General features: G+C 58.6%; 10 protein-coding genes. 1 reads left to right on the top strand and 9 read right to left on the bottom strand.

The annotated features are described in order from the left end of the window. Positions 1-48: 48 nt before the first annotated feature. Both BMX80_RS02155 and BMX80_RS02150 read right to left on the bottom strand, forming a co-directional pair. Complete coding sequence (locus BMX80_RS02155; RefSeq protein ID WP_074864577.1) at positions 49-501, bottom strand: GNAT family N-acetyltransferase; 453 nt, start codon at positions 499-501, stop codon at positions 49-51. Positions 502-557: 56 nt separating this feature from the next. After that, the gene (locus BMX80_RS02150; RefSeq protein ID WP_235821592.1) at positions 558-1,115 is read right to left on the bottom strand and encodes an MFS transporter; all 558 of its coding nucleotides are present in this window, start codon (positions 1,113-1,115) and stop codon (positions 558-560) included. A 61-nt stretch (positions 1,116-1,176) separates the two neighbouring features. Here BMX80_RS02150 and BMX80_RS02145 point away from each other — a divergent pair, with 61 nt between their 5' ends. Beyond that, positions 1,177-3,228, top strand: a complete 2,052-nt coding sequence (locus tag BMX80_RS02145) for a S9 family peptidase (RefSeq protein WP_074864575.1) — start codon at positions 1,177-1,179, stop codon at positions 3,226-3,228. Positions 3,229-3,244: 16 nt separating this feature from the next. Here the strand turns inward: BMX80_RS02145 and mutS are convergent, their stop codons facing one another. From mutS to secD, 7 genes are all read right to left on the bottom strand, one after another. Next, complete coding sequence (gene mutS, locus BMX80_RS02140) at positions 3,245-5,827, bottom strand: DNA mismatch repair protein MutS (RefSeq protein ID WP_175474869.1); 2,583 nt, start codon at positions 5,825-5,827, stop codon at positions 3,245-3,247. A 165-nt stretch (positions 5,828-5,992) separates the two neighbouring features. Then, complete coding sequence (locus tag BMX80_RS02135) at positions 5,993-6,316, bottom strand: hypothetical protein (protein ID WP_074864574.1); 324 nt, start codon at positions 6,314-6,316, stop codon at positions 5,993-5,995. Between the two features lie 14 nt (positions 6,317-6,330). Further along, positions 6,331-7,083, bottom strand: a complete 753-nt coding sequence (locus BMX80_RS02130) for a TIGR00266 family protein (RefSeq protein ID WP_074864572.1) — start codon at positions 7,081-7,083, stop codon at positions 6,331-6,333. 75 nt (positions 7,084-7,158) lie between these two features. Continuing rightward, the gene (locus BMX80_RS02125) at positions 7,159-8,451 is read right to left on the bottom strand and encodes a flavohemoglobin expression-modulating QEGLA motif protein (protein ID WP_235821591.1); all 1,293 of its coding nucleotides are present in this window, start codon (positions 8,449-8,451) and stop codon (positions 7,159-7,161) included. Positions 8,452-8,453: 2 nt separating this feature from the next. Beyond that, complete coding sequence (locus BMX80_RS02120; RefSeq protein WP_071872056.1) at positions 8,454-9,017, bottom strand: hypothetical protein; 564 nt, start codon at positions 9,015-9,017, stop codon at positions 8,454-8,456. A 241-nt stretch (positions 9,018-9,258) separates the two neighbouring features. After that, a complete protein-coding gene (gene secF, locus BMX80_RS02115) occupies positions 9,259-10,170 on the bottom strand; it encodes a protein translocase subunit SecF (protein WP_074864569.1) in 912 nt (303 codons plus the stop codon). Positions 10,171-10,180: 10 nt separating this feature from the next. Then, positions 10,181-12,043, bottom strand: a complete 1,863-nt coding sequence (gene secD, locus BMX80_RS02110) for a protein translocase subunit SecD (protein ID WP_074864568.1) — start codon at positions 12,041-12,043, stop codon at positions 10,181-10,183. Positions 12,044-12,047 lie beyond the last annotated feature (4 nt).

Below are 12,047 nucleotides of genomic sequence, written 5' to 3'. Positions count from 1 at the left end.
CCAAGCGCAGTAATTTTCACACAGTCTGTTATGCGGCCTTCTTGTTTTTTACCCCAGCGTTTTCGCCATAAACACACTGAGCGGGTGCTCACGGTAATCGCCAAAGGCAGCGCAGCGCTGATAACCCTGCTTGGCATAAAACGCCAAAGCCTCGGGCTGATACGGCCCCGTTTCTAAATACAGCTGCGTGCAACCGCGCGCCTGTGCGCTGTTCTCTAACAGGCCTAACAGCTTATGTGCGGCACCTAGCCCACGCGCGGCAGGCTGCACATACATGCGTTTTACCTCGCCAAACGCTGCGCTCAGCACGAGCGCCGCGCAGCCTTGCGCCACACCCGCCGCATCACGCGCCACGGCAAATAACACCTGCGGCTGCATCAGCGCGGTTAAATCCAAGGCATAACGCGCCTCGGGCGGATAAAGGCTGTCTTGATATACGTCCAGCGCGGCGATCAGGGCGACAACCTCAGGCTGATCGGGCGATTCGAGGGCAATGTGCACCGGCGTCCTTGCGAGCAAAAAACAGGCTAGGCCTGAGACAAGCTCAGGCCTTTTAATCACTTAAACAGCTTTGGCTCGATGCGCAGACGGCGGTCGCCGTTGCTGTCGATACGGATGGCTTCGTCCAGCTCAGGGTCGTTTTCGTAGCGTGAGCGCGGGGCGCCAACTTTGCCCTGCTTAGCGGCTTCGTGTTCCGCTTGGTTGTGGGCCTTTTGCGCAGCCTGCTGCTGGGCTTTTTTGGCGGCTTTGCTGGGCTTAGGCTCAGGCTTGCCGCGCCATAGCTCCCACAAGAAGCGCACAAAGGCTAAGGCGAAATAAATGATGAAGGCGATGGCGCCGTACATGGATAAATCCGCCACGGCACGCCACAGATTGGCCGAGCTTTTAAACAGAATATCCAGCGCCAGCATGGCAATCGACGGGGCGTAAATCGGCTCGTCCATCAACACCGGCGAAGGTACAAACAGCAGGATAGCGACCAGTAAACGCAGCGGTTCGCGCAGCCAGCGCCAGCTGATCCATGAGGTCATTTTGAACCACACCATCAGCCCCACAAAGGCGGCGATGCCGTAAGCGCTCCAAGCGAGCAAGTAATCTTGTTGCGGATCCATCATCGGGCGTGGTCAGCGAAAATAGGGGCGCCTATGATAGCCGCTTTTGCCGCTGGAGTCGTCGATGCCCGCCCCTGTTGCCCGTAAAGCCAACACACCTGATCCGTATGCGTGGCTGGAGCAGCGCGAAAACCCCGAGGTGCTCGCCTATTTAACCGCGCACAACGAACACTGGCAGACCGCCTTAGCTGCCGATAGCGCGTTAACCGAGCAGCTGTTTGAGGAAATTCGCGGGCGCATTCGCGAGACCGATTTATCGCTGCCGATTCCGCGTGGCGACTACCTGTATTACCAACGCACCCGCGCCGGCGACGAGCACCCACGCCTGTACCGCTGCGCCCGGCACGGTGGCAGCCTAGAGCTCGACAGCGCCAGCGAAGTGCTGCTGCTAGACCTCAACCAGCAAGCCGACAGTCTTGGCGAAGACAGCTTTATCAGCCTGGGCGATTATCAGATCAGCCCCGACCAGCGCCTGCTGGCATACAGCTTGGATACCAGCGGTGATGAGGTGTACCGCCTGTTTGTGCTGGATATTCAGCGCAACGAAACCCGCGAACTAACGCTGGATAACGCCGATGGCTCGCTGCTCTGGGCCGATGACAACCGCCATTTGTTTGCCCTGCAATTAGACGACAGCCACCGCCCCGCCACCCTGCAGCGCTTAGACCTACACGGCGGCGCGCCGGTGGAAATATTCCATGAGGCTGACGAGCGCTTTTTTCTCGCCATTGGCCGCAGTAGCGACGAACGTTTTGCCCTGCTCAGTTGCGCCAGCAAAACCACCAGCGAAACCCATTACCTGCCCATCGACCAGCCGCTGGGCGCCTGGCAATGCTTGGCCCCGCGCGAGGCCGAGCACGAATACCACGCCGATCACGGCCACTGGCAAGGCCAAGCAGGCTGGGTGATTCGCAGCAACCAAGCGGGGATTAACTTCGCGCTGTACTTTGCCGCTAGCGCGAACCCCGCACGGTCAAACTGGCAGTGCCTGCGCGAGCACAACGAACAGGTGATGCTCGAAGGCGTGAGCCTCAACCAACACGCCGCGCTACTGAGCCTGCGCGACAACGCCCTGCCGCATATCTGGGTGCAACCGGCGCACGCTGCGGGTTACGCCGTAGCGCAGCCCGACGCGCTGGGCAGCTGGCATGTGCAAGATGTGCTGGAGTACCACAGCCCGCTGATGCGCCTGCATTACCAATCGCTGAATCGCCCGGCGCAAATCCGCGCGCTGCGCTTGGTCGATGGTGAGCAGCACATCCTTAAAGAAACGCCGGTGGAAGGCGACTTCGATCCGGCCGACTACAGTGTTTGGCGCGAATGGGCAGAGGCCGCCGACGGCACGCGCATTCCCATCAGTTTGATCTGCATGGGGGAACACCCCGCACACAGCGCGCCGCTGTATTTGTACGGCTACGGCGCCTATGGCGAATGCCTCGACCCGTGGTTTTCTCACGCGCGCTTATCGCTATTGGCGCGCGGCTTTGTGTTTGCCATCGCTCATGTGCGCGGCGGCGGCGAGTGCGGCGAGGCGTGGTATCGCGCCGGCAAGCTGGAACACAAAGCCAATAGCTTTAGCGACTTTATTGCCTGTGCCGAGCACTTAATTAACACGCACTTAACCAGCCCAGAGCAGCTGGTGATTAGCGGCGGCAGTGCCGGCGGTTTGCTGATTGGCAATGTGCTTAACCAGCGCCCCGAGCTGTTCGCTGCAGCGATTGCCGATGTGCCGTTTGTCGATGTGTTCAACACCATGCGCCGCCCCGAGTTGCCACTAACCGTGACCGAGTACGACGAATGGGGCAACCCTGCCGAGCCGGCCGTGGCCGAGCGTCTGAAAAACTACGCACCGTATGAAAATGTGCGCGCGCAGCACTACCCTGCCCTGTGGATTACCGCCGGCCTGCACGACTGCCGCGTGCAGTATTGGGAGGCCGCCAAATGGGCAGCCAAGCTACTTGAGCACAACCAAGGTACTGCGCCTATCTACCTAAAAACCGACTTCGGCGCTGGCCACGGCGGGCAAAGCGGCCGCTACCAAGCGCTGCGCGAAGTCGCGCAGGAGTACACCTTTATCTTGCAAGCGCTGAATTTGCTCTCAGAGGCTCAGCCATAACGCTAACCAAGGAGCATCACAACGCTTTTTTCCACTCATAGAGCAATTCCAGAGCCTGTCGCGGCGAAAGATCATCGGGGATCAGCTGGCGTAATTTATCCAGTAGTGGATGCGGCGCACTGGCAAATAAATCCGACTGGAACGGTGCATGCGCTGACGTGGCAGTGCTGGCCGGCAGCGGGGTTTGTTCCAAGCTGTGCGCTTCGAGGCGGGCCAAATGCTCGCGGGCGCGGCCAATCACTGGGCCCGGCACACCGGCCAATTGCGCTACGGCCAAGCCATAGCTTTGGCTGGCTGGGCCGGGCAGTACGTGGTGCAGAAAGACGATATTGCCTTGGTGCTCGGTGGCGCTTAAGTGCACGTTGGCCACGCTGGAGTGGCTTTCGGGCAGCGCAGTGAGTTCAAAGTAGTGGGTGGCAAACAGGGTGAAGGCGCGCTGCTCAGCTAACCGCTCGGCGGCGGCCCACGCCAGTGACAGACCGTCGAAGGTGCTGGTGCCACGACCGACTTCGTCCATCAGCACTAAGCTGGCGGCGCTGGCGTTATGCAGGATGTTGGCGGTTTCGCTCATCTCCACCATAAAGGTCGAGCGGCCACCGGCGAGGTCGTCGCTGGAGCCAATACGGGTGAAGATGCGGTCCAGCAGGGACAGCTTGCAGGCATTGGCCGGGACGAAACTACCGATATGCGCCAGCAGCGCGATCAACGCCGTTTGCCGCATATAAGTAGATTTACCACCCATGTTTGGCCCAGTAATCACCAGCATGCGGGTGTCGTCATGCAGGGTTAGGTCGTTGGCTACAAACGGAGTTTCTAGTACTTGCTCGACTACGGGGTGACGGCCTTGCTCAATGGTTAGACAGGCCTCGTCACTGAACTCGGGGCGGCATAACTCTAGGGTCATCGCCCGTTCGGCTAAGTTGCTCAGCACATCCAACTCAGCCAAGGCGGCGGCGCTGATTTGCAGGGCGGCGAGGTCGTCGATCAAGCTGTCGAGTAGTTCTTCATACAGTTGCTTTTCTCGCGCTAGCGCACGGCTTTTCGCCGACAAGGCTTTGTCTTCGAACTCTTTCAGCTCGGGGGTGATAAAGCGCTCGGCGCCCTTAAGGGTTTGCCGGCGAATGTAATCGGCCGGGGCTTGTTCGGCTTGGCTGCGCGGCAATTCGATGAAGTAACCGTGCACGCGGTTGTAGCCGACTTTTAAGTTGGCCAGGCCCGTGCGGGCTTTCTCGCGCGCTTCCAGATCCATCAGGTATTGGCCGGCGTTTTCGCTGATATTGCGCAGCTCATCCAGCTCGGCATCGAAGCCTTCGGCAATTACCCCACCATCGCGGATCACCGCCGGCGGGTTGTCGATCACCGCGCGCGCCAAGCGCTCGGCTTGTTCCGGGAATTGGCTGACCTGTTCGGCCAGCGCGGCGATATGCGGGTCGTCCAGCTGCGCTAGCGAATCTTGCAGGGCTGGCAGTGCGGCCAGTGCATCACGCAGGCGAGCCAAATCGCGCGGGCGGGCGCTTTTTAGCGCCACGCGGGCGAGAATGCGTTCTTGGTCGCCAATCTCTTTTAATTGCGGTTGCAGCTGCTCAAAGCGGTAGCTGTCCAGCAGGCAGGCAATCGCTTGCTGGCGGGCGCGCAAGGTGGGCAAGTGGCGCAGCGGACGATGCAGCCAGCGAGTCAGCAGGCGGCTGGCCATGGCGGTTTGACAGCGATCCATCACGCTTTGCAGGGTGTTGTCGCGCGTGCCGCTTAGGTTGATGTCCAGCTCCAGATTGCGCCGGGTGGCAGCGTCGAGCACTAGGGCATCATCGAGGCGTTCGCGGCGCAGGCTGCGCAAGTGCGGCAGGGCGGTGCGCTGGGTTTCTTTGGCGTAGGCGAGCAAACAGCCGGCGGCGCCGATGGCCAGGGTCAGGTCTTCGCAGTCGAAGCCTTTTAAGTCTTGCGTGCCGAACTGCATGCACAGCGCTTTGTAGGCGCTGCTGCGCTCGAAGTCCCACGGGGCGCGGCGCTGACTACCACGGCGGCGCTCGGCAGGCAGGCCTTCGGGCCAATCATCGGGGATCATCAGCTCGGCGGGGTTAAGGCGCTCCAGCTCGGCGAGCAGTGCTTCCCAGCCTTTGATTTCTTGCACGCTAAAGCGGCCGCTGGTGATATCCAGCACAGCCAAGCCAAACAGGCGCTCATCACCGAGTAGTGCGGCGATCAGGTTATCGCGCTGCTCATCGAGCAGCGCCTCGTCACTCACCGTGCCGGGGGTAAGAATGCGCGCCACCTGGCGCTCGACCGGGCCTTTGCTGGTGGCCGGGTCACCGACTTGCTCGCAAATCACCACCGACTCGCCGAGCTTAACCAGCTTGGCTAGGTAGCCTTCGGCGGCATGAAACGGAATGCCCGCCATGGGGATCGGCTGGCCCGCCGATTGGCCGCGTGCCGTCAGGGTGATGTCGAGCAGTTTGGCGGCTTTCTTGGCGTCGTCGTAGAACAGCTCGTAAAAGTCGCCCATGCGATAGAACAGCAGCTGCTTGGGGTGCTGCTGCTTGATGCGTAAAAACTGCTGCATCATCGGGGTGTGGTTGGAGAGGTCCTGATCGTTCTTTTTCATGCGTGTGCAACTAACAAACCGGCGCCTGCGGACAGGCAGAAAATGGCCGCAAGGGTAGCACGAAGGCAGGTGTTTTAAAGGACACACGCATCGTTTGGTGTGATCCAGGAAAGCACAGGGCCACTCGTGCTAAACGACAGGAAACCTGTAGCTGAACTCAGCTAGCTAGCGCACTTGCCGCTCTGGCCTTCCCTGTGTACAACGCACGGCGCGCTTTTTGTCGTCCACCAGCACGCCGGTGAGGCCTTGCTGTTTAGTGTCAAACAGCACCAGTACGCCATCGACGCACTGGGCCACTTGCTCGGCTGGTTTCAGGCTGAGACGGTAGTCTTCGCCCTCATAGGTTTTGAGCATGGTGAACTCAGCCAACAGCAAGGCGTCTTGCGGTTTGGCCACATGCATATAGCCGTAGTAATTCAGTGCGACGACCGTCGCCGCAACGCTGCCAATCGCGGTAAAGATGTACGGCAGCGGGTTATTCACAGCCATGTAAAACTCCTTAATCAATCACCACCGGCACGGGTTTCGCCCTGCGGCCCACGCCCTGCCATGGCCACCGCCATGCGGTCGGCTAAGCGCGCGAAGGGCAAGCTTTGAATCCACACCGTGCCCGTGCCTTTTAAGGTGGCCAAGAGTAAGCCTTCGCCACCAAACAGCAAGCTTTTCAAGCCGCCGCTTAAGGCAATGCTGTAATCCAACCCGGCGCTAAAGGCCACTAAGCAGCCGGTGTCTAAGCGTAAGGTTTCGTTGTTCAGCTCGCGACGAATTAGCGTACCGCCGGCGTGAATAAACGCCATGCCGTCGCCTTCGAGCTTCTGCAAGATAAACCCTTCACCACCGAATAAGCCGGCACCAATGCGCTTGCTAAAGGTGATGCCCACCGAAGTGCCGTGCGCGGCGGCTAGAAAGCTGTCTTTCTGGCAAATCAGTGCGCCGCCGACTTCGGGCAAGTGGACTGGCTCAATCGAGCCGGGATACGGCGCGGCAAAGCCGACGCTGCGGGGTACTTTGCCGTCGTTACTGAAGTGAGTCATAAACAACGACTCGCCGGTGAGCAAGCGCTTACCCACACCCCATAACTTGCCCAGCATGCCGGATTCACTGCCATCGCCTAAGCGCGTGTCGAAGCGAATATCTTCCTGCATAAAAATCATCGAGCCGGCTTCGGCAATCACCGCTTCGCCGGGATCCAGACTGACCTCCAGCGCTTGCAGGGATGCGCCATGGATGCGGTAGTCAATTTGATGAGCGGGCATGCAGTCTCCTTTTAAACAGTCGCGGGCAACAAAAAGCCTGCTCCAACGCACGTCAGAGCAGGCTTGGCGGCACCCTTAAAGAATATTGGCGTAATCCGCTTCGATGCGATCCAAGCTCAAATGGTTCAAGAAATTGGAGAAACACATCCACGCCGACAAAGCATTCAAATCGCGCATTTGCGGCGGCAGCACCTGAGGCGGTACCACTAAGCCCTCTTCGACCAATTGGCTCAGCGTGCGCATGTCTTCCAAGGTGGTTTTACCGCAGAACAGCAACGGGATGCGGTCAAGCTTGCCCTTACGCACGGCAAACTGGATGAAGTTGTACACCATGATAAAACCCTTGGTGTACGACAGGTCTTTGGTAAATGGCTGCCCATTCGGCGTGGAGCCACGGAATACCCGACTGGCATTGGTGAACGAGTCGTCCTCGTTATAGCCCTCATCCAAGTAAAAGCGGTAGATATCGAGGAAATCACCGCCCTCTTCCGCCATGTGAATGGCCCGAGTGCGGTTGGTGAGTTTGCGCAACCGGGACGGGTACGAGGCAAACGAAAACACCTCCATCAGGATCGCCAAGCCTTCTTGGGTGATGGTCGATGACGGCGGGCCTTTAGCCAAGAAAGTGCAGATCGGCTGCGCTTGGCCATTCAGCGTGGTGCCCACGTGCACTAGACCTTCATGCACTTCGAGTACGCGAATATCGCGCTCGTTGAACATGGCATCGCTGCGAATCTTGATGTAGTCGGCACCGGCTGCGGCATCCGCCAGAATGCCGTCGGACTCAAACACGCGAATCGTGCCTTCGGCCTCGCCAAAACTCTTGTTCAGACGCTCTTGGAGCATCTTGACCGCTTGTTTGGCGTTTAAGTCTTTGGGCTCGTCAACCAAGTCGCTGCGGTCGGAGATATTTTGCAGTGCCTCCGAAAGCATCATGCCTAGGTCCGATAGGGTGGGGTCACCGGCATGGAACGCATCGGAAGCCGAGCCATACAGCTCTTGCGAGATCAGCCCCATATCCGGCGTACCGCGTGCCTCCAGCATGCGCACCACCATGCGGTACTCACGGCACATACGGCGCATGATTTGCCCTACCGGATTGAACTGCCCGAGCTGGCGGGTGATGTCGCGTTCAATCTCTTGGAATTGCAGCTTCTTCGCTTCGCTATCGAACGATAGCGCCGAGTTGGCGTAGTAGCTTTTGTCGATTTTGGGCAGCTCTTTGGCTTTATGCTTAAAAAACTCAGCCTTTACGCTGTCATCCCACTTAATCGCGTCTAGCACACGGATTGGCGACTGCGCCTCAACGATGCGATCAGACAGGTCACGCACCGTTTGCTGGTACTCATTCAATTTCTTTTTGGCCACGGTCACTCCTGATCGGCCTGAGTAACCCGCTCGTAACGGGCTACTTCGATAAAAATATCGGCATTGGCGGGATCATCCAGATAACTGAACACTTTGTCCCAATCTTCGCTAATCAGGGCGCCATCACCATGCGGTGTTTCGACCAGCTCACCGCTGAGCGTGCCCATCTCCAGCTCTTGCAGCAGGCGATCGACATCGAGGTTATAAATCACCAACTCATCGTGTTTATTCAGCTCGAAACCCGCCAAGACATAATTGCCGCCCAAGCTTTTCGGCAAGCCTGCGGACAAATACCAGCGGCTGCCACGATGATTAACGATGAAGCTGTATTGCTCGCGGGTTTGCGTATTTTTCGGTGAGTTCACATACGCCAAGGCGCGGTACTGGTTGTTGCCCACCCGGCGCAGGTCTAAAAACAGCTTATCGCCCCACTCATCAACCCGCGTCCAAACACCCAGCAAATGCACTGGCGCACGCTCGGCCTGCGGCAGCGGCTCTTTAAAGCTGACCAAACACCCCTGCAACACCAGGGCCACGCCAAGAACCAACAAACGCCAGGGTTTCATGCAACTCTCCTTGTGAGACCAGACCGCCAAACGATGATGGGCGCTGCCTGTAAGCATGGCAGCTAGCGGTAACTTTGCCAGCGCCAAGGCACCGGCAATGTGCGCACTCACACGCCTTGACTATGCCTTTTAGCAATAAGGAAAGCCATAAGCATGTAATAGCAACCAGCATTTAACGCAAAAGCCCTGCGGGAGTAATTCCTCGCAGGGCTCAGTAGAACAAACCGATGACCACACGTATCTACGGCGTCTCGTCGACCTCTTCCACTTGTGGCGGAATCAGGTCTTCGCGGGTCAAGTTAGTCCAGATAAGGAACACGCTCGACACGTACACCGACGAGTAAGTACCGACGATCACACCGATGGTCAGCGCCATGGCGAAGCCCCACAGGTTTTCGCCGCCGAAGAACAGCAGCGCCAGTACGGCCAGCAAGGTCGAGACCGAGGTTGCGGTGGTACGCAGCAAAGTTTGCGTGGTGGAGATGTTGATGTTCTCGATCAAATCCGCCTTACGCAAAATGCGCATGTTCTCGCGCACACGGTCGTAAACCACGATGGTGTCGTTCAGCGAGTAACCGATGATGGCCAGAATCGCCGCCAGCACGGTGAGGTCGAACGTCCAGCCAAAGAAGGCGAACACACCCAGCACGATGATCACGTCGTGCAGCAGGGTGACCAGCGAGCCGATGGCGAACTTCCACTGGAAGCGGAATACCACGTAGAGCATCACGCCAAACATGGCCAGCAGCATGCCGATGCCGCCCTGGTCGCGTAGCTCTTCACCCACTTGCGGGCCGATAAACTCGACCTTTTTCACTTCCAGCGCTTTGCTAGTGTCAGCTTTGCGCAAGGCCTCGGCCACTTCGTAACCCAGCGAGGCGTCTTCACTTTGAATACGCACCACCACGTCGGTGGTGGCACCAAAGTTCTGCACCACGGCATCGGGGTAACCGGCTTCACGCAGTTGACCACGAATGGCATCCAGCTCGGCAGGTTGATCGTATTGCAGCTCAACCAAGGCACCGCCGGTGAAGTCGAGGCCAAAATTCAGGCCCTTCACCGCCAAACTGCCCAAACCCACCAAGGTGAACAACAAGGTCAGGCCAATCGCAATATTGCGCAGGCCCATAAAATTAATAATGCGCTTTTGCATGCTCAGGCCCTCAAATCCACAGCTTCTTAAGGTCACGGCCACCGAAAATCAGGTTGACCATGCCGCGTGTTACCACAATGGCGGTGAACATCGAGGTGAGAATGCCGATCGACAGCGTAACAGCGAAGCCCTTGATCGGGCCGCTACCCATAGCGAACAGGATCACGCCAACCAGCAAGGTGGTCAGGTTACCGTCGATAATCGCCGAGGTGGCGCGGTCGAAGCCTTCATGAATGGCACGTTGAATACTCATGCCATTGGCGATTTCTTCGCGAATACGCGAGAAGATCAGCACGTTGGCGTCCACCGCCATACCCATGGTCAGCACGATACCGGCGATACCCGGCAGCGTCAGGGTGGCATTGAAGATGGACATAAAGGCCACCAGCATCAGCATATTGAAGGCCAGCGCCACGCTCGCCAGCACGCCGAAGAAGCGATACAGCGCGAGCATAAAGAGGGCGACAAACAGCAAGCCCCACTTCGACGCTTCAACACCCAAGGCGATGTTCTCGGCACCTAAGCTTGGGCCGATGGTGCGTTCTTCAGCGAAGTGCATCGGTGCGGCCAAACCACCGGCGCGCAGCAGCAGCGCCAGCTCAGAAGACTCGCCCGGGCCGTCGAGGCCGGTGATGCGGAAGCTCGAACCCAGCGGCGACTGAATGGTCGCCAGCGAGATGATCTTTTTCTCTTCTTTAAAGCTGGTGACAGCGACTTCTTTCTCGACGCCATCGACGGTTTCTTTCACGTAACGGGTAACCGGCTGCTGCTCAATAAATAGCACCGCCATGCTACGACCCACATTGTGACGGGTGGCGCGGTTCATCATGTCGCCGCCACGGCCATCGAGGCGAATGTTCACCTGCGGACGGCCGTTTTCGTCGAAGCTGGCTTGCGCATCAGTCACTTGGTCGCCGGTGAGGATTACCGCGCGCTCAAGGGTGGCTGGCATGCCGCCATCGCGACGTTCGAAGTCTTCGGTGCTGGCTTTGCTGGCATCGCGCTCGGCTTGCAGACGGAACTCCAAGTTAGCGGTCTTGCCCAGAATACGCTTGGCCTCGGCGGTGTCTTGCACGCCCGGCAGCTCAACCACGATGCGGTTGGCGCCTTGGCGCTGCACCAGCGGCTCGGACACGCCCAGCTCGTTCACCCGGTTACGCACGGTGGTAAGGTTCTGCTTAATGGCGTATTCGCGAATCTCTTGGTACTTGGCTTGGCTCATGGCCACACGCAGCACTTCGAGCTTGTCGCGGTTGCTGTCGGTAAGCTCGTAATCCAAACCAAACTGTTTGCTGATCAACTGGCGCGCTTGCTCGAGCTCGTCGCTGCTGCGGAAGCCCAGCTGGAAAGCGTTATCCACCGGCGGCAGGGTGCGGTAGCGCAGCTTTTCTTTACGCAGCAGGCTCTTGATTTCGCCTTCGGCGATTTTCAAGCGCGAGGCCACGGCTTTGTCCATGTCCACTTCCAGCAGAAAGTGCACACCACCGGACAAGTCCAGACCGAGCTTCATCGGCGTGGCGCCTAAATCCAGCAGCCACTCGGGGGTGGTCGGTGCCAAGTTCAGCGCCACCACGAAGTCATCGCCCAGTACACGGCGAATGGCTTCTTTGGCTGGCAGCTGGTCAGCCATGTCGTTTAAGCGCAGCAGGACGTTTTTGCTGCCAAGCTCGGTGTGCTTAACCGCAATGCCGGCTTTTTCCAGCGCTTTAATGGCCTGATCCACCTGCGTTTGCGACACGCTGGTGGTGGTTTTCGCGCCGGTAATCTGTACCGCCGGGTCATCCGGGTACAGGTTGGGCAGCGAATAAATCACCCCGATGGCCATCACCATCAGGATCATCAGGTACTTCCACAACGGGTATTTGTTGAGCATGACT

This window comes from Atopomonas hussainii (assembly GCF_900109735.1).
In the GTDB taxonomy this organism is placed as follows: domain Bacteria; phylum Pseudomonadota; class Gammaproteobacteria; order Pseudomonadales; family Pseudomonadaceae; genus Atopomonas; species Atopomonas hussainii.
The sequence above is the reverse complement of the archived record's forward strand: the minus strand, read 5'-3'. Positions and strand labels throughout refer to the sequence as shown.

Bases quoted from the DNA above. Each gene is read 5' to 3' on its own strand.
- BMX80_RS02150 (WP_235821592.1), bottom strand. From the start codon at position 1,115: ATGATGGATCCGCAACAAGATTACTTGCTCGCTTGGAGCGCTTACGGC.
- BMX80_RS02145 (WP_074864575.1), top strand. From the start codon at position 1,177: ATGCCCGCCCCTGTTGCCCGTAAAGCCAACACACCTGATCCGTATGCG.
- mutS (WP_175474869.1), bottom strand. From the start codon at position 5,827: ATGAAAAAGAACGATCAGGACCTCTCCAACCACACCCCGATGATGCAG.
- BMX80_RS02135 (WP_074864574.1), bottom strand. From the start codon at position 6,316: ATGGCTGTGAATAACCCGCTGCCGTACATCTTTACCGCGATTGGCAGC.
- BMX80_RS02130 (WP_074864572.1), bottom strand. From the start codon at position 7,083: ATGCCCGCTCATCAAATTGACTACCGCATCCATGGCGCATCCCTGCAA.
- BMX80_RS02120 (WP_071872056.1), bottom strand. From the start codon at position 9,017: ATGAAACCCTGGCGTTTGTTGGTTCTTGGCGTGGCCCTGGTGTTGCAG.
- secF (WP_074864569.1), bottom strand. From the start codon at position 10,170: ATGCAAAAGCGCATTATTAATTTTATGGGCCTGCGCAATATTGCGATT.
- secD (WP_074864568.1), bottom strand. From the start codon at position 12,043: ATGCTCAACAAATACCCGTTGTGGAAGTACCTGATGATCCTGATGGTG.